Here is an 18236-nt window from a genome sequence, read left to right on the forward strand (position 1 = left end):
AAGGCTTTGAGGGAGGAGGTTTCTAAGCTTTGGGAGAATCAGAATAGGCTTTGGGAAGAAGTTAAGGCTTTGAGGGAGGAGGTTTCTAAGCTTTGGGAGAATCAGAATAGGCTTTGGGAAGAAGTTAAGGCTTTGAGGGAGGAGGTTTCTAAGCTTTGGGAGAATCAGAATAGGCTTTGGGAAGAAGTTAAGGCTTTGAGGGAGGAGGTTTCTAAGCTTTGGGAGAATCAGAATAGGCTTTGGGAAGAAGTTAGAGACTTGAGAAAAGATTTCATAATGTTTGATAAACGTTTAACTAGTCTAGAGAAACGTATTGATAGATTAGAGAAAGGTATGAGTTCTCTTGCTAAAGCTGTTGGTGTTACTCTTGATCACTATACAGCTACATTTGTTGAAGAAATCCTTAGATCTAGTGGTATACCAGAGGATAAGATCGACGTTAGAGTTGAGGTAGTTCTATCGTTTAAAGACATAGAAAGAGAAGTAGATATATTCAACAAAGATCCTCTAGTCGTAGGAGAAGTAACAACATATATAGATAGCATCGAAAACGCTAGAAAAGAACTCAACAAACTTCTAGAAGACATAAAGTTTGCAGAACCTATATTCAACAGAAAAGTCTTTATGGCTATACTAGCTGTAGAGAATATACCTAAAGATGTTGCAGAATTTCTTGAAGAAGAATGTAGACGTCACGGCATTAAGCTTATATATGGAAAAGAAATAGAAAAACTGTAAGTAATATACAATATATCAATTAATAACCGTAACTTACCATAACAAACAAAAATATTTAAATATGTGGCGGGCCCGAGGGGATTTGAACCCCTGACCACCGGCTCCGAAGGCCGGCGCTCTATTCCTGGCTGAGCTACGGGCCCTTTAGATGTCTGTATCTGAGGTTTTTAGATCTTGATTAATATTATAACTTTGTTTATAGATTAAGGATGTTACTTGAATTTATAATTGATTAGAGCTGGCTATATAGCTTTAGGTATTTCATAGATTGGAGATGCAATAGATGAAGATTGTTATTATGGTTCATTTCTCGATTACGGTATCTTGTGTATTCTGGTAATTGATCTGAATTTTGATTATTTGTTTCAGTCTCGGGTTCTTACATCATTTGTTCAGAAGCAGCAGGCCTTACATCATCATCTATGTTTTTTGTTGTGTGGCTTAAATATTTTGACTTCTTATATGTGTTATGTAGTTTGTTACTAGCTATTTTGTAATAGCGTATTAGTTGGGGTTTGTTCTGGCCTTAATAATCATAAGGTATGTAGACAATCTCTATTGTTTATAATATCTTGATTACTTGTAGTGATGTGGTTAAACAAGTTAGATCTCTACTTATTGATATATTTCTCTTTAATGTAATTAAGTATTGAGAGGGTAGCTACTATGGCTTCTTCTGTTCTTATATTTTCGACTCCTTGTCTAGGTACAAAGTTAACGATATAGTTAGCATACTTATCGATATCTATACCCTCATTTATTGCTATCTCGTCTACATCTAGGTAAGGTCCTCCAAAGACTACTAACACATTATGTTTATTTCTAAAATCATCTACAATATAGTTCTCTAAATAGTATAACGGTTTACCCTTCTTTGATGCTACAATAATTAGATAACCATTCTTATACACAAGATCAAGCATTTCTTTCAAAGAACTTATGCTCTGCACCCTATATCCCCAGTAAATATCTAGAGACTCTCTATCAACAATCTCTACATAATAATATCTACCATCTTCATGAACTATCTCTACAGTAACCCGGGTATTTACACTAGGGCATCTACCTCTCATTACACCTTTCTTATCTAGACCAAGCTCAATTAAGCATTTACTCTCTGATCTACTAATAACGATACCCTCACGATATTGTGTATCAAATATCTCTGGAGGAACATGGTGTGGTGTTTTAAGTGGAGGTAAAAGTCCTACATACCTTAGTTCTTGAGTAATTGGTACAACGATTTTCTTCATATATGGTGGAACCTCCATATAGTTGAGTATGCTTTGAATAAATTTCACGTGATCAGCATCTGTATCTGGATCTCTGTATATGAATATATTTTCGACACGAAATATTGCAGCAGCTCTACCTATAGATCCTACCTTTAGTGTCTGTTCACGTAGAGTCTTTGCATCTGATACCACTGATGCTGGTATAGCTATAGATATGAATGGTTTTGTTCTAAGAGGCCTCATGTACCTTCTATACACATCTACTTCATCTATCTTCATCTATCTACAACCTGAAAATCTATAAACTTGCTACCGCTTATAGATATCTATTAGTGATGTAGGTCTAGATGATGATCCCTTCATGCACTGAATATGTAACGAAATGATGTGTGCTGGGATACCTGAGAATTTCAACATTATCTACATAGCATAAATACTAACAACGTTAATAAAGAGTTATACAAAATACAGTTAATGCCCCCTGTGGCCAGACTCGTGTGAATATGATCCATAAGGTGATAATGATCACGAGATCTCCGCAGGGGGTACAGGAATCCCATGGTATAGAGAAAATATACCAATGCTCTTTATCCACTAACCTATTATGGCAATAGGTTGACCAATATCAATGAAGCTTTTCTCTTTCGTTAATATCTTCTTTATCTTACCGTTAAAGGGACTTTTCAGCTCTATTACCATCTTCATAGACTCTATAATCGCTATAGACTGACCTTGGCCAACAGTATCACCTTCATTAACAAGAAGCTTCACGAGTCTCCCAGGTATATCGCTACGAATAACCATACCATCTGCCTCTAAATTGTTTAAAGTTTGCTGAGGTATAGATTCAGTAGCTATAATATCCGATTTTTCTGCAATTTCTCTTGCTATACCACTATCTCTTGCTGTACCACTAAGTAGCTCTTTAGTTACATGAATCACGTATTCTCTATTCCCAATTCTAGCTACATAGGTATCCTTCTCTTTCTCATATACCTCTACCTCATACTTTTTATTATTGATAATAACGGTGAGCTTTGTCCCCATTACCAGTACCTACTTAGTGATGAATTCCGGAGAGATATATAAGATTTAATATAGCTGTTCAAAAACCTATGCACATAGTGTTACATCTTCTATGGATCCTTAGGAACCCGTATCCTTGGATACCTACATGCAGCTCCCTACTCCATATGTCAATCATTAAGAGATGCATAACGTAATATGGATACTCTTCAAAAGTCTTAAATAGTTGCTCTCCACCATTATCTGGAAGGTATTAGTAATGAGCTTAACTCAGGAAGGTATACGTAGAGAAATTCAAGAGCTTAGAGAAATGGTCAGCAGAGCTAGAATTGGTGGTGGACATGAAGCTATAGAGAAACAGCATTCCCAGGGAAAGCTTACAGCAAGAGAAAGACTTGATCTACTGTTTGATAGTGGAAGCTATATAGAGATAGACATGTTTGTTATGTCTAGAGCTACAGAATTCGATATGGATAAAAAGAAGGTTCCTGGTGATGGTGTTGTTACAGCATTTGGTAAAGTTGATGGTAGATATGTTGTAGGTATTGCACAAGACTTTACAGTAATAGGTGGATCTGTAGGAGAAATGCATGCTTCAAAAATCGTTAAAGCTCTTCAATATGCTTTAAGTGTAGGTGTTCCAGTAGTTTTCCTAAACGATTCTGGTGGTGCTAGGATACAGGAAGGAGTAGATTCTCTTAAAGGTTATGGAGACATATTCTATATGAATGTAGCTGCTTCTGGTGTTATTCCACAAATAGCCGTGATCATGGGTCCTTGTGCTGGAGGTGCTGTATATTCACCTGCTTTAATGGATTTCATCATAATGGTCGAAAAAACATCATACATGTTCATTACAGGTCCTCGTGTTGTTAAAGCAGCTTTAGGTGAAGAAGTAACAGAAGAAGAGCTTGGAGGACCTCAGATACATATGTCTAAGAGTGGTGTAGCACATTTTGTTGCTAGAGATGATAAGGAAGCTATATATCTTGTTAAAAAGCTCTTGAGCTATCTACCATCAAATAATATGGAGATGCCGCCAAGAGTAGAGACAGGTGATGATCCAGAGAGGGTTACATCATCTCTAGACACCATAGTGCCTGAAGATACTAGAAAACCCTACAACATGTATGAAATAATAGAAAATGTTGTAGACAGAGGATCATTTTTTGAGATTCAAAAAGAGTTTGCTAAAAACGCTATAATTGGTTTCGCACGAGTAAACGGCTATGTTGTTGGAGTAGTCGCAAATAACACAATGTACTACATGGGCGCACTCGATATAGATTCTTCAGATAAGATAGCCAGATTCGTAAGATTTTGTGATGCATTCAATATACCGATAATCACATTCGTAGACGTACCAGGATTTGTACCTGGTACATATCAAGAGCATAGAGGAATCATAAGACATGGAGCTAAGATAATATATGCCTATAGTGAAGCCACAGTACCTAAGATAACGGTAATCGTGAGGAAAGCCTATGGAGGTGCCTACATAGCGTTAGGCTCAAAACATCTTGGAGCAGACATGGTTTTTGCATGGCCTACAGCAGAAATAGCTGTTATGGGTCCTGAGGCTGCTGCTGAAGTTATTTGGCGCAAGAAGCTTGACGCTATAACTGATCCTAGTGAAAGAGAGAAGATGTTGCAGAAACTTGCAGAAGAATATAGAGAGAAACTCGCGAAACCTTATTACACTGCTTCTAGAGGTTATATCGATATGGTCATAGAGCCTAGTATAACTAGATCGATGATAGCAAAAACACTAGAATTCTTGTTGTCAAAGAGGGAAATTAGGTTGAGGATTCCACCTAAGAAGCATGGATTGATGCCTCTATAGGGTTTCTATAGAGTTTGTAGAGAATGACTCCAAAATTTCACGAAATAGTTAGAGATGAGTATCTAGATAGAATTCTAATGTATGCTAAAGTACTGATTGAAGTAGAGAATATCATAGAGGAATTGATAGAGGATATTAATGCAGATGCTACAGGTCTAAGTCTAAAGATTGAAGGGATATATACCGATAGAATAGATAATGTGGTAAAGGTGTATACAAACTTAGATAAGAGATGTAGCTTAGAGAAGAAAGTGGACAACATATCGATAGAGATAGAGTGCAAAAATGTGTATCCTAACTCCAATGAAGTTTATATATCGCTAATCGTAGAGTTAATGAGGCTAGCAATAAAATTTCTTAAACCATATATAAATAGAAACAAAGAATACATGCTTATAACAATTCTAGGTAGTAAGACTAGCGGTACACTTGTTCTCGAAGGTGAAGAAAAGAACATAGTAATACCATATATTCCCGGCACAATATTTATTTGCCACACTCATCCAAAAACATATTCAGCGATTTTCTCTAAAAACGATATACTCTCTTTACTTGATATTCTATCTAACCAAGGCTTTGGATCCTGCGTTATAACACCTTCTACACAACTTACCATATACAGATACAGACCATTCGTCATAGAAGACTACTACAAGTTATTTAGAATAGCCAAAGAATACGAATACCTAGATCATGTGCTGTTTCATAGAATTGGCTTCTCATCCCTAGAGAGTATATACAGTATAATCTGATTATTCTCTGGGATATATCTTGGTAAACCTTGTGGGAATAGCTATATAGATCTCTACATACTTATCCAATCCACTTGTTTTAACCTTAGGTAACAGAACTTCTTCAAGCTGAAATAGACCTGCATATTCATCCATATGCATAACTATTTTAATTGGTTTTTCAGTACCTTGCTCTACTTCAACTCTCTTTATAGTTATAGCTGAAACAGCATGCATATCTAGTTTACCTAATTTATAGGGAACTCTTGCTCTACCTTCAGCCATATCGAGTCCATCACCAATTTTCACAACACCACATTCTGTTGTTAGACACCGAACACTGTATTCTGTAGCGTATATTGCATGCATAATTTCTTGCCTAATGGCGATAAGCCTTCTATCTACAAAGCCTAGCTTTGGTAATAACCTATTGAGTATGTCTTTAGCTAAAAGAGCTCCTAGAAACTCGTGGTTAGCTCTATGAATAGCATTACCTATATCATGAAAATATGCTGCAAATAGTACAACAAGTTTAGCTTCATCTACATTCCTGGTTGTTCCATCTCTCATCGTAGTTAACTCTATATTGTTACGAATGAGAATATCTACAAGTTCTAAAGCTACGCCTGCAACTATCCTTGCATGGACTATTCCATGATCATTGTATCTGAGCCTTGTAACAGCCATAATATTGCTCATCTTCAATAGCTCTAAAACCTCATCATCTTCTTCAAGCATACGAAATGCTGATCTTAGAAGAGATGAAGTTTCAACATGTTTGTAGATGAGTTGAGAGGACACGGTAACCATAATGAGCACCTCTATCTATGGAACATTACGAATAGTATATTACATATAGAAATTTAAGGTATGTACTAAAAATGTACATATGTAGAGCGTTATTTACATTGTTAGAGATACAGTTGTACAGCATCACGTTTTCAAGACCTCATTAACTCTCTCTGTAAAGGTTTGTAGAATCCTCAAATAAGTCGATATACTGTTCAAGATAGAGGTACTGTCGCCGTAAATGAGATACACGGAGGGTTCAATAATAGCTGGAAGATTTTTTGTTTTCAATACTTTAACTAAGAATGTATCGTTTTTAGCTGTTTTCTCTACCAGACATACATGGTTTTCTATCTCCATATATCCTACAAATCTTTTAGACAAACCCTTGGGGGCAGATTTTATTCCTATCTTCCTCCATACACTGTCGTCCGATTTAGCAATCTTTACCACAAGCCTTAAATAGATATTGAAGAACCCCTTTATACTGGATAAACATTTTATACCTTCTTCTATATCGCCAAGAAGCAAAATATGTAGAATTCTTTTTTCGCTATTCCCATACAGTTTCTTGACAAAACATTGGTTAGCTATTTTAAGTGCTTTTGTGTAGCCGAAATCCGGATCAATAGTTATATCAACTATGGCTTGGATCATAGCTGTAGCTAACCTTAATCATGGACTAAGTATATACTGGGTGTAAGCTCTATGTATGCTTCTAGAGACGGTTTTCCTGATTTAACGTTGCGAACCTTATGTAGGGTTTTTATGTCTTTTGCGAATATTAGTAACTCTTCTGGTACATAAACTATACTGTCTAGAGGTTCAGAAAGTTTCATACCCTTCTGTTTTTTGTATCTCCATATAGCGCTATTTAGCTCTATAATCTTGTTCAGAACCTCAACATATCTAGTACCATAAGTTTCTACTGGCTGTGGAATCAGTTCTATGTGTATTGATTTCGTTCCATATAGTTTTCTCCATATATAGTCGGTTACAAACGGCATTATGGGAGCAAGCATTAGAAGTATTTGTTTAAGTAATGTATGTAGCGTATACCAAGCGCTTTTCTGTTCTTTTTCTGTATATCCGCTAAAATTGTAGGCTCTTGCTTTAACCATCTCTAGATAGTGATCAGCTAGTATATTCCATACGAAATGGTATAGGGTGTGGATAGCTGTATAGAAATCGGTTCTTTCATAACTTTTTCTCACCTCTTTTATAACTTCATTGAGTTTGCTTAATATTGCTAGATCAAGTGGGTAAAGCTCATCGATATGCTCTATTATTGGAAACATTGATATAAAGCGTGCAATATTGAGGAGTTTTACTACGAAGAGTATACCGGTTCTCATAAGTTGTTCAGAAACTCTATAGTCGCTTCCAAGTTTAGCTGTAGCAGCTGCCCAATACCTTATAGCATCAGCACCGTATTTTTCTATAAATGGTTCTGTGTATAGCACGTTACCTTTACTTTTGTGCATAGCTTCTCCTTTTTCATCGAGCCCCATACCATTTATTCTAACGATATCAAAAGCAGGCTTCTTGTATAGAAGGTATAATCTGAGTATCGTGTAGTATAGCCAAGTCCTAATGATTTCGTAACCCTGAGGCCTCAGAGTCTTAACCCGATTCTTTATATAGAGATCAAATATATATGGATATTTCGTTCTACCTGTGGCATAAAGAACCGATATAGAGGAATCAAACCATGTATCAAATACCTTAGTTTCACCAACAAGTTCTTCTTTAGGTGCTTTACATACTGGACAGCTATCCCATGGCGGAGGATCTCTCCAAGGTCTATAGTATCTACCTGGCTCAGGAACAAGTATAGATTCACAAGCTCTACACTTCCATACCGGTACCTCTGTAGCGTAGTATCTTGTTTTAGATATAGGCCAGTCCATAGCCAACGAATCGATCCAGTTAATTAGCCTCTGTTTAAACTCTTCTGGAATGAATTCTATTCTCTCTACAATACTTTTCAGCTCATCTCTGTATTCAAGTTGTTTTAAGAAGTATTCTCTTGTGTGTATAAATTCTATTGGTGTACTACACCGCCAACAAGTAGGAACATCTCTGGTAATCGTCTCTATCTTGACCAAGTATCCATTCTCATTAAGTAGTTCTACAATTCTCTTTCTTGCTTCATGAACACTTAGGCCAGCTATAGGCCCGGCTTCACGGTTCATATAGCCATTTTCATCAATTATTATCCTAGGTTCCAAGTTTAATTCACGCACAATCCTTACATCTGCTTGATCACCGTAGCTACAGATCATCATGATACCTGTACCGAATCTGGGATCTACATAGTGGTGCTCAACTATATCAATAGTACGATTATATATCGGTACTACAGCCTTTCTGTTTCTCAAATTCCGGTATCTCTCATCATGTGGATTATAGGCTAGAACGAGACATGCACCAAGTAGTTCTGGTCTTGTTGTAGCTATAGTTATTGTGTCTCCACCTTCTATTGGGAATGCTATGTAGTATAGTTCTGAGATCTCTTCTTTATATTCGACTTCTGCTTCAGCTAAAGCAGTCCTACATCTGGGGCACCATATAACAGCTCTTTCAGCTTCGTATATCAGTTTCTCTCTCCACATTTTTATGAATGTTTCTTGCGTTATTTTTCGGTATTCTTCGCTATCAGTACCTTCTCTCCAGTATTCGAAAATACATCCTAATCGTCTCCATATGTTTATAAACTCTTTCTCTACTTCATCTAGATGTTTTCTACAGAGATCAAGGAATTTCTCTCTACCTTCAACTGTTTTTGAGGCTTCATGAGGATTGATCTTATATGTCCTTTCAACAAAAACTTCTATAGGTAGACCGTTTCTATCTCCATAGAATGGTACTAAGACATTGTAGTTCAGCATCCTGTATGCGCGAGCAACCATATCTATCTGTACGTAGCTTGCAATTTGACCTATATGTGGTTTACCTGAAATATATGGTGGAGGAGTATCTATCACAAGAGTAGGTTTACTAGGATCGTAGACAAATTTATAAAGATCTTCTTTTTCCCATAATGTAGATAATTGAAGCTCATAATCTTTGTTCCACCTAGTTTCCAATATCTTGGGAACAAAACTTCTTTGCAGATAACTGTTCTCCATACTTATATACACCACTATTAAGGTGGTTACCAATTATATATCAGGTCCCAAATGTTCTGAGTTTTAGGATCTGGTGAAGTACTGATATAAGTTCTTGTGTAAAGGATAAAATCTTTTATCTAGCTTAATAAAGAAAACCTTCTGGAAGCTACTTCGGTTTGATGTGCTATAAACTTATTAATTTTCGATGATAGTGTGGTGATATAGAGGGATTTATATGGTTCCACCCCTAAAGAAGATAGACGATGTTATTTGGATGATACCGAAAGAGTACAAGAAGTGTATGCATGTACCTGCTATAATATATGCTGATGAATTTCTACTTAATAAAATGAAGGAAGATGCAACACTAGACCAGGCCGCGAATGTTTCTTGTCTGCCTGGCATAGTAGCAGCGAGCTATACTCTTCCAGATGGACACCAAGGCTATGGTTTCCCTATAGGTGGTGTGGCGGGCTTCACGTTAGATGAAGGTGTTGTTAGTCCTGGAGGTGTTGGCTACGATATTAATTGTGGTGTTCGTGTACTTAGGACTAATCTATCCATGAAGGATATCAAGCCCAAAATTAAGGATATTGTTGAGTATCTATTCAGAAATATTCCAAGTGGTGTTGGTGCAACAGGTAAGCTTAGACTAACCATGTTGCAACTAGATGAGGTTCTAGAAGAGGGTGCTCAATGGGCCTATAGACAGGGGTATGGTACGGAGAGAGATATAGAGCATACAGAGTCTAGGGGTAGGCTTGACTGGGCTGATGCAGATAAGGTTAGTAGGAAGGCTAAAGAGAGGGGTGCTCCACAGCTAGGGACCTTGGGTAGCGGTAATCACTTCTTGGAGGTGCAGATTGTTGATAAGATCTATCTACCCGAGATAGCTAAGAAGATAGGGATATTCGAAGAAGGGCAGGTAACACTAATGGTCCACACAGGTTCTAGAGGACTTGGACATCAGGTTGCAAGCGACTACTTAATGGTTATGGAGAGAGCAATGAGGAAATACGGAATAAATCCTCCAGATAGAGAACTTGCAGCAGTACCCTTCAATAGTCCTGAAGGTCAAGACTATTTTGCGGCTATGGCAGCAGCAGCAAATTATGCTTGGGCTAATAGACAGATAATAATGCATTGGGTTAGAGAATCATTTGCACGTGCTGTAGGTATCGAGGCTGAGAAGCTAGACATAGAATTGATATATGATGTTGCACACAACATAGCTAAAGTAGAAGAACACGAAGTAGAGGGAAAAAAGGTGAAGCTGGTTGTACATAGAAAAGGAGCAACACGAGCTTTTCCACCAGGACATCCAGAGATTCCACTAGACCATAGAGAATTTGGTCAAATAGTTCTTATACCGGGGAGTATGGGTACAGCAAGCTACATAACTATAGCGGGATCGAGAGCTAAAGAGACTTGGTGGTCTGCACCTCATGGAGCTGGTAGATGGATGAGTAGAGCAGCAGCAACAAGAGCCATATCGCCGAGAGAGGTTATGGATATGCTAGAAAGGAAGGGAGTTATGGTGAGAGCAGCAACAATGCGAGAACTTGCTGAAGAAACTCCAGATGCGTATAAGAATGTAGATAAGGTTATCGATGTAGCGACAAGAGCGGGAATTGTTAGACCTATTGCTAGATTGATACCACTAGCTGTGATAAAAGGGTGATAAATGATAGAGATTAGAATAATCAAAAAATTGATTGATTGTGTGATACAAGGTTCGAATAAATAGGGCTAAAAACATTACTTCTTCTTTTGTTCCTCTTTCTTTTCTTCTTTCTTTTCAGGCTTCTTCGACATGAGTTATACATCGATTTCTAACAAGTTACTCCGTCTTAAGCCCTCTTGTTCAATAAGCTATAACTACAGCAAGATATTTGTTACACATCTTGTTGTAGAGTAATATAAATGTACAGATCTATATGGCTCTATATTGTGGTTACATAGAATACCAAGGACGTTATACTTGTTATCGCAAAATCTAGACAATCAGTACTGATGTATACTGTAGCTATTCCTTGTACCTTCATGTTGCTAGACTTTAGCAGTAGCGATATTGTTTTAAGCTTCTCTAAATCATCTATAAGTATATCCACTAGAAAAATCTCCACATCTTCATCGATACACATTTTTGGAAGTAGAAAGAATTCAAGTTCATTATTTCGTGACGAGTAGTACCATGCAACTTTAATTTTAGTATCTATAATTTTTCTACTGAATGGCGGTATACAGAGTTTTGCACCTAATTCCCAAGCCAAAATCGATGCAAAAGGTATGGCGTATTCTGAGAGAGGAATTATTAAGCCTATGTCTATGTTTTCTAGCATATCCTCTAGCTTTAATGAGTATATAGAGAGGAAACCTATATCAGAGGCTATACCGTAGATATTGTCTTTATACTTATCAACTATATCTGATATAGTTCTATCAATAATCTTCATATTATTGAGTTTAGTGATGATATCCATAGCTATTTCGTCACTAGGTATCGCTATCATATTAACATATTTCCAGATATTCTGATAAGGTATATCAAGTAACGTCTCTAGATGTCGTAAACTATAGAGGTAGTTTAGAGCTTTAAGCATCTTCATTAGCTTTATCTTTTCGTTACGCTTCAAATGTCTAGAGTTTACCACAGATCCCCACTAATGTATCTATAGAAACGTGATAACGACCAAATTTTTAAGTTGATAAACTCTACACATAATTATCTAGACCAAGGAGAGGGAGTACTGTTCATTGATAACTAGTAAATTACATCAATGTTCTAGCTACTTAGTCTTTATTTAGAGTAGCTCTTTCTATTTTCCTCCAATAGTGATACAAATTCTCAAGTGCCTTTCTTTTGAGTTTACCATCAAGTTTAGAACTATTTATAGCATCTTCTAGAAATTGTATAGTGTTCCTCATTATATCGAACTTTACTGGAAAAGGTATACCATCTTTACCACCGTGTGCAAAAGAGTAAGCAAAAGGATCTATCGCATGAGTCACAGGATCTCTGAAAGAGGGGACCTCGCCATATATTAGATCAGCTACAAGAACTAGAGCTCGTATGAACTCAGGACCTACATGGAGAAGAAGAGAATCAAAGTTTTCTGTAAATGTTTTAACAACATGGTTTAGAACATCTTCAATTCTTTTTATATTAGTAATAGGTCTGTATAGTATTGGATTAACATTTTTTAAGTAATCCACCTTCTTCGATTCTCCGCTAAACTCTATATCTGTAGATCTATTGCTGGTCCATTGTTCAAGAGATGCATCCTTTCTAAGTAATCGATTAACAGTCGCTATATAGTTCAATATCTTTTTAGGATTCTCATCAAGGAGATCTAGAATAAGCTTTTTTGTTGAATACGATTCTCTATCCATAAGATTAATGACATTTGATTTCATGTTGCATGCGATACCACTATGGGGATTGATGTCGGACGATATATTATTTGCATGTATATGGTATCTTCTAGCCATTCTTTTAGAAACATCCATACCTTGTTGTATAACTGTCCAAGCACCTTCTCTAGACAGGACAAGACTGTGTATATACAGTGTGTATCCATCCTGTAGAGCGACACTATCTATCTTAGCGCTAAGTCTACTAACATACCTTAGGTAATCTACATCTAGATCAAATCTATCTAGATACTCAATTTCTTTAACACAATTTCTGGCATCTACACCTTTACCTCCAACTACAGCTAGACCTATATCACCAAACGTATCTATATTTGCAAAACTCTTCAGAACATATAAAACAACTGTTGTAGATCCACTACTATCCCAATCCATACCTATAACGTTATTAAATGCTTGAAACCATAATGGGTCGGAAAGTCTCTTAACGAGTTCTATAGATCCAAAAACATCGACTATATACATAGCTATAGCTCTTCCCAATCTCTTCATGAGTTCTAGTAGATGTGGAGGGACATGCCCGTTGTGGAGAGGTAGTTCTGCAACACCATGTATATACATAATTACACGCACTATACAGTACTGTCCAGCAAACATGATGTTTATAGGTGTTATAAACACTGAGACCTGTGAAAGTACTTGAATTATTAGGGAAATCTTAGAGCAGTCGTCCTGTTGTTAGTGGTTGGAAGTCGTTTCTGCATAGATGTATATTAAGCTTAATAGTGATTCGGTATGGTAGGTAGACTATATGGCTTCAGATAGATATGCTATAAGTGTAACACCAGATCTAGCTCTAGATGTAGGATACACATATGCTGGTGGTTTAGGTGTTTTAGAAGGAGATAAGTTCTATGCTGCCGCAAGATTAAACGTAAACTATATCGTGATGTCCTTCTTCTATAGACATGGTTATGTAGACTACGAATTCGATTCTGATTGTACACCCAAGCCAAAAGCTCAAGAACAACCGGAGGAATTCTTGAAGAATCTATCTACTGAAGATAGATTTAGTGTCAAGGTAGTGGGACTAGATGTAAGTATTGAAGCTCTTGTTTACAGGTATGGTTCTGCTAAAGCGATATTCTTCAACGTTCTATCGCCTGAGGAGATAGCAAAAGCTACGGATAGAATATATATCGAGAATGGCAATGAAGAAAGAGTATATAAATATATTCTGCTTTCTAAAGCTGTTGCTGAATACATTAAGAGGAATATAGAATTAGAAGATATAGCGTACATAGATCTTCAAGAAGCGTATACAGCATTACTACCCCTCCAACTAAAGATTCCAGGAAAATATAGATTAGTAATTCATACAGCAGGTATATGGGGTCACCCATCTTTCCCAAGATACATTCTTGAGAGAGAATATGGGTACAAATTCATAGAGCCAGATATACTGTTAACGGAAATAGGATTAGCTGCTTCTCAACAAGCATTTGCTGTTTCAGCTAAACACTACGATGTTCTTTTGAAGATATTTCCACACTTTAGTGAAAAAATAAGCTATGTAACTAATGGTGTTAACATTGAGCGGTGGATGAGGAAAGAGATAAGAGAAGCATATCAATCCCTAAATCTCTCAATAGATAGATTAGTAAAACTCAAGGAAAAAATATGCTGTGAACTCGAGACTTTTCTACAGAGATATAAAAAGGATGTATCTACAGATGGAAAGTTCATAGTTATATGGGCTAGAAGAATTACGGAATACAAAAGGCCGTGGATGGCTATAAGGCTAGCTAAAGAGTTGAAAGATATGCCAATACTCTTCATATTTGGAGGTAAAGCCCATCTCAAGGATCAATCAGGACTAGAATATATGAAGATCTTTAGGAAGATGCATAACGAGATGCCCAATGTTGTCTTTATCCACGATTACGATGTCGCTAAAGCAAAAATCCTTCTATCAGCATGCCACGTACTTCTCTTTACACCATTCTCAGGGCTAGAATCATGTGGAACAAGCTACATGAAGGCCGCACTAAATGCTGTACCATCTATAGCCTCTAGAGATGGTGGTGTACTTGAATTTATTGTAGATAACGTTAATGGATGGCTATTCGGCGAAGACATAAGAGAACCCATAGAGATCGGTAGTCAGAAAGCTATGGAGATTAACGAGAGAGAATATTCAGAACTTAGAGAAAAACTGATAAAGATATACAAAATATTTAAAGAAGAACCCGAGAGATACTATGGAATAGCACTTTCAGCTCTAAGATCCTTCGTACCTAGAGCAAGTATGTATAGAGTACTAAAGGAATACTATCCAGATCTAGTAAAAATACCAATAGTCTAGTCACAACATACCACATCAAACAATAAACAAGACCATGAATATACTAAACCAAGACACCAAACACCAAGCACATAATTCTGGCTTTTCAACCATAGGCTTGGAAAAACCTCGACCAAATTTACATCAACGTATACAGTCTATGTATGCAACATTAGCTTAGTGAATCCACCTCGAATAAACCTTGCTACAAACAATATAGACTCTCTATGTGCCTAGAGTCTGCTTGACTGTAGATGTGTAGGTATTTTGTTGCTATTTAAAACTGTTCCAAAAATATAAGGTCTGTTTATTGCAGTGCATAAGTGATTGCATGGAGTAGTGTGGTTGAAGATGAAAATGGTCTAGTTCTACATCAAGCTGATTGTATTGTTGTTATTGATTATTGCTCTCTCGATAACTACATCAGCTCTAATCTCTATGAACATATTGACAAATATATCAGATGCATTAAGAGGTGTTGAGAGTAGTAGCATAACGTCAAGTAGATTGGTGGATAGCATGTATACCAGTTGTAAACTTTATGTATTCCTTCTTGTTTCCAGAATTCGTGAACTGATCGACGTTAGAGTTAATAGAATTTTTTGTCGTTCATTGTTACGATGATTCTATTATAGCTCCTGTTAGCATTATTCCAAGAAGATTCATCCGAACTCATATAGTGATTACTAACGAGAGTGCTATCGTTTCGGACACAGACGATGGTGTACTATCTAAAGAAGATGTTCTAACGATACTCAATAGATAGACACATTCTGTACAGATACTGCTCTGAAGATATATATCCTGACACATTATCTTGTTTGTGTAGCTATATGAAACCTCTACTTTTTGGTTGTGGATCAAATTTGTGGGTAAAAAATGTGTGGATATGATTTATTGCCATAATTCATCAACTATCTGTCTCAGTGTTTAGTGAATGTTTTTGAGTTGATACCTATAGATATATAAGGTTCTTTTGCATCATTATTTTCTAGGTGGGTTATGCATATCGTTAAATCTCTTCAAGATTATCTTTCAGTATTGAATAGGTTTAGGAGAATAGTAGTTATTGGCGAGAATTGTGCTGATTGTCATGTCTTTTTAAAGCGTTATTCTCGTTGTCTAGAGGGTTTCGAGATAGTTTTACTTCCCGTTAATATAGATGATGATCTTCTCGATTTCTTCTTCTCCATCGGTATTCTAGGAATACCCATAGTCATTATCGATGGTAAACATTTCTGGGGCGATATCAACCATCTAGGTGAAGTTGTGTGTTCCTCTCAATAGCCTGATATGATCTTATGTAGATATCTACTTATTAGTAGAGCTCTCTTTTATTTAACTATTAGTTATGTTGACAACAAGATTGGTTAACAGTATAACTAATGATATTGAATGTAATTATGCAAAGTTGGTGTAGGTCTGGTGTTGTCAAGAAGTCATTGTATATTATGAAGACACAGAGATCCTGTTTGTGCGTCTTCATTGTACATGATTAACGCTTAGCTGGGTATCTTTCTAGGTAGAGAGCTAGTAGAGGTTTCACTACACTTCTAGGGCTTCTGTTACATGATCTACACTCTAGTAGTTGTTTATGTCAACTTCTTTCTATTCCTAGAATTATTTGAAGTCATTGGCTTCGATATGTTATAAAACAAGTATATGGTCTATAGACATTGTATTCGATGTATCTTCAGACGCTATTTAAATGAGTTGAGAACTAATTATTTGGTGCGGCGGCCGGGATTTGAACCCGGGATCTCCGGCTTGGAAGGCCGGCGTCCTAGACCAGGCTAGACGACCGCCGCCATAAAAATAACTCATTTTGTCTAACTAAATAAGCTATCATGACTTAATTAGGCTATCTTCTGTTCTATTGTTTTGTCTGTTAGTATTTCTTTTATGGTTTTTTCTCTCCATTGTGCTATTCTTCCGAAGAGTATAATGTCGTGGTTTTCTAGTAGTTGCTCAAGTTCCTTAAGGATGTTTTCATTTACTTTATTTAATAGACCGTAGGTGATGTTTGTATAGTGTCTCTTCAGCGTATCTATCGGGTTTGTTATTCTATGTTTTTTTAATTCGGATGATATCTTCTCTCTTATCCCGGGTATGAGTGGGTACTGTTTTGTGTAACTTGTTGTTGTATACATTATCTTTTTGTTGTGTAGGTGTAATGTTATAGTCGTATGTATTTTTGATGCCTTAGTTGCGTGAGTATATATTGTTATCAAGTTCTTTTTGGGTTCTATACTTTTAGCTAGAGTTGTATAAATGTATAGCGATACGTATTCTAGTTCAAGTTGGTTTAGGAATTGCTCAATAATGTTCTTAATGCTGTTTGGATACAGGTTTTGAGATAAGAGCTCTAGAGGCCATGTGTACACTATCTTGCTGTACTTTACGATTGTTCCTGTTGATAATGCTAAAATCTTTTTCTCTACATCGATCTTCCTTATATTAGCTACCGAATGTATCGGTCTATATGTTGGAAATCTGTATGATTTCTTCAATTTAGTGAAGAGCTCTACATCAAAACAAAGCCTATTGCTATTTAGCCATCTTGTAAACCAATTCATCTGGACATCGATATCAATGAAACCTACGGTCTTTAGAACGTAGTCACCTGATTTCAAAACGCTATGCGTAACCTCATAACATTTAACATCTATTCCGAGACTATGAAAAAAATTTGCTTCATCAGGGTCTATGAATAATGGAGCTTTAGCAACAGTATCTCCTCCATCTAATAATTGGATATACCCTCCATCACCTCCATGAACATCAACAGCTAGAGCATTCCTGTTGTATAGTTTCGCTACATAAAGTGCTTTTAAAGCTGAAATCCCTGAACCTATTACAACAACATCTACATCCATCATAGATGTTCCAAAAAGCGATATACTGTATACAGAATTAAAAATATGAAGAATTCATTACCACCACAACTTTAGCTAGAGAAATAATAGAATTAAGTCATCGCACTCTAGACATATGAGAATCATAGCTGCATATAATAGGCTATACAATTGTATACAAAGATTG

At 36.5% G+C, this 18236-nt stretch carries 15 protein-coding genes and 2 tRNA genes; 6 read left to right on the forward strand and 11 right to left on the reverse strand.

The genetic code is table 11. The features are described 5' to 3' along the window. Window positions 1-738, forward strand: a 738-nt coding sequence (locus QXK50_01660; protein MEM2007872.1) for a hypothetical protein, incomplete at its 5' end; no start/stop codon positions are given. A gap of 64 nt (window positions 739-802) precedes the next feature. Here the strand turns inward: QXK50_01660 and QXK50_01665 are convergent. The 3 genes from QXK50_01665 to QXK50_01675 form a co-directional block, all read right to left on the reverse strand. Further along, window positions 803-881 (reverse strand) — tRNA-Arg (locus QXK50_01665). Between the two features lie 468 nt (window positions 882-1349). Further along, window positions 1350-2252, reverse strand: coding sequence for an RNA methyltransferase (locus QXK50_01670; GenBank protein ID MEM2007873.1), 903 nt, complete (start codon window positions 2250-2252; stop codon window positions 1350-1352). Between the two features lie 315 nt (window positions 2253-2567). Beyond that, complete coding sequence (locus QXK50_01675) at window positions 2568-3020, reverse strand: biotin/lipoyl-containing protein (protein ID MEM2007874.1); 453 nt, start codon at window positions 3018-3020, stop codon at window positions 2568-2570. Window positions 3021-3258: 238 nt separating this feature from the next. On the opposite strand from QXK50_01675, the gene QXK50_01680 reads away from it, so the two are divergent. Further along, window positions 3259-4842 (forward strand): acyl-CoA carboxylase subunit beta, encoded by a 1584-nt coding sequence (locus QXK50_01680; GenBank protein ID MEM2007875.1) that lies wholly within the window; start codon window positions 3259-3261, stop codon window positions 4840-4842. Between the two features lie 23 nt (window positions 4843-4865). After that, window positions 4866-5594, forward strand: coding sequence for a hypothetical protein (locus QXK50_01685; protein ID MEM2007876.1), 729 nt, complete (start codon window positions 4866-4868; stop codon window positions 5592-5594). Here QXK50_01685 and QXK50_01690 read toward each other — a convergent pair whose 3' ends face one another. From QXK50_01690 to QXK50_01700, 3 genes are all read right to left on the reverse strand, one after another. Then, the gene (locus QXK50_01690) at window positions 5595-6383 is read right to left on the reverse strand and encodes an HD domain-containing protein (protein MEM2007877.1); all 789 of its coding nucleotides are present in this window, start codon (window positions 6381-6383) and stop codon (window positions 5595-5597) included. It abuts the gene before it with no gap. A gap of 123 nt (window positions 6384-6506) precedes the next feature. Then, on the reverse strand, window positions 6507-7019 hold the full coding sequence (locus tag QXK50_01695) for a hypothetical protein (protein ID MEM2007878.1): 513 nt from the start codon (window positions 7017-7019) through the stop codon (window positions 6507-6509). A 14-nt stretch (window positions 7020-7033) separates the two neighbouring features. Next, window positions 7034-9493 carry a valine--tRNA ligase gene (locus QXK50_01700; protein MEM2007879.1) on the reverse strand — a complete coding sequence of 820 codons (2460 nt, stop codon included), beginning with the start codon at window positions 9491-9493 and terminating at the stop codon, window positions 7034-7036. A gap of 217 nt (window positions 9494-9710) precedes the next feature. Between QXK50_01700 and QXK50_01705 the strand changes: the two genes are divergently transcribed. Then, window positions 9711-11156, forward strand: a complete 1446-nt coding sequence (locus QXK50_01705; GenBank protein ID MEM2007880.1) for an RtcB family protein — start codon at window positions 9711-9713, stop codon at window positions 11154-11156. 262 nt (window positions 11157-11418) lie between these two features. Here the strand turns inward: QXK50_01705 and QXK50_01710 are convergent, their stop codons facing one another. Both QXK50_01710 and QXK50_01715 read right to left on the reverse strand, forming a co-directional pair. Further along, entirely contained in the window at window positions 11419-12129 is a 711-nt protein-coding gene (locus QXK50_01710) for a hypothetical protein (GenBank protein MEM2007881.1), read from the reverse strand. 139 nt (window positions 12130-12268) lie between these two features. Next, window positions 12269-13471: a DUF763 domain-containing protein gene (locus QXK50_01715; GenBank protein ID MEM2007882.1), complete on the reverse strand. Its 1203-nt coding sequence runs from the start codon at window positions 13469-13471 to the stop codon at window positions 12269-12271. Between the two features lie 190 nt (window positions 13472-13661). Between QXK50_01715 and QXK50_01720 the strand changes: the two genes are divergently transcribed. Further along, the gene (locus QXK50_01720; protein ID MEM2007883.1) at window positions 13662-15215 is read left to right on the forward strand and encodes a glycogen/starch/alpha-glucan phosphorylase; all 1554 of its coding nucleotides are present in this window, start codon (window positions 13662-13664) and stop codon (window positions 15213-15215) included. Window positions 15216-15562: 347 nt separating this feature from the next. On the opposite strand, the gene QXK50_01725 is transcribed toward QXK50_01720, so the two are convergent. Beyond that, a complete protein-coding gene (locus QXK50_01725; GenBank protein MEM2007884.1) occupies window positions 15563-15715 on the reverse strand; it encodes a hypothetical protein in 153 nt (50 codons plus the stop codon). Window positions 15716-16196: 481 nt separating this feature from the next. Here QXK50_01725 and QXK50_01730 point away from each other — a divergent pair, with 481 nt between their 5' ends. Beyond that, complete coding sequence (locus QXK50_01730; protein ID MEM2007885.1) at window positions 16197-16481, forward strand: hypothetical protein; 285 nt, start codon at window positions 16197-16199, stop codon at window positions 16479-16481. A gap of 442 nt (window positions 16482-16923) precedes the next feature. On the opposite strand, the gene QXK50_01735 is transcribed toward QXK50_01730, so the two are convergent. Next, window positions 16924-17002, reverse strand: a tRNA-Gly gene (locus QXK50_01735). A 48-nt stretch (window positions 17003-17050) separates the two neighbouring features. Beyond that, entirely contained in the window at window positions 17051-18070 is a 1020-nt protein-coding gene (locus QXK50_01740) for a hypothetical protein (protein ID MEM2007886.1), read from the reverse strand. Window positions 18071-18236 lie beyond the last annotated feature (166 nt).

It is taken from the genome of Ignisphaera sp., assembly GCA_038831005.1.
Classification (GTDB): domain Archaea; phylum Thermoproteota; class Thermoprotei_A; order Sulfolobales; family Ignisphaeraceae; genus Ignisphaera.

Bases quoted from the DNA above. Each gene is read 5' to 3' on its own strand.
- QXK50_01725 (MEM2007884.1), bottom strand. From the start codon at position 15,715: ATGCTATCCACCAATCTACTTGACGTTATGCTACTACTCTCAACACCT.
- QXK50_01680 (MEM2007875.1), top strand. From the start codon at position 3,259: ATGAGCTTAACTCAGGAAGGTATACGTAGAGAAATTCAAGAGCTTAGA.
- QXK50_01700 (MEM2007879.1), bottom strand. From the start codon at position 9,493: ATGGAGAACAGTTATCTGCAAAGAAGTTTTGTTCCCAAGATATTGGAA.
- QXK50_01720 (MEM2007883.1), top strand. From the start codon at position 13,662: ATGGCTTCAGATAGATATGCTATAAGTGTAACACCAGATCTAGCTCTA.
- QXK50_01685 (MEM2007876.1), top strand. From the start codon at position 4,866: ATGACTCCAAAATTTCACGAAATAGTTAGAGATGAGTATCTAGATAGA.
- QXK50_01730 (MEM2007885.1), top strand. From the start codon at position 16,197: ATGCATATCGTTAAATCTCTTCAAGATTATCTTTCAGTATTGAATAGG.
- QXK50_01740 (MEM2007886.1), bottom strand. From the start codon at position 18,070: ATGGATGTAGATGTTGTTGTAATAGGTTCAGGGATTTCAGCTTTAAAA.
- QXK50_01690 (MEM2007877.1), bottom strand. From the start codon at position 6,383: ATGGTTACCGTGTCCTCTCAACTCATCTACAAACATGTTGAAACTTCA.
- QXK50_01715 (MEM2007882.1), bottom strand. From the start codon at position 13,471: ATGTATATACATGGTGTTGCAGAACTACCTCTCCACAACGGGCATGTC.
- QXK50_01695 (MEM2007878.1), bottom strand. From the start codon at position 7,019: ATGATCCAAGCCATAGTTGATATAACTATTGATCCGGATTTCGGCTAC.
- QXK50_01705 (MEM2007880.1), top strand. From the start codon at position 9,711: ATGGTTCCACCCCTAAAGAAGATAGACGATGTTATTTGGATGATACCG.
- QXK50_01670 (MEM2007873.1), bottom strand. From the start codon at position 2,252: ATGAAGATAGATGAAGTAGATGTGTATAGAAGGTACATGAGGCCTCTT.
- QXK50_01675 (MEM2007874.1), bottom strand. From the start codon at position 3,020: ATGGGGACAAAGCTCACCGTTATTATCAATAATAAAAAGTATGAGGTA.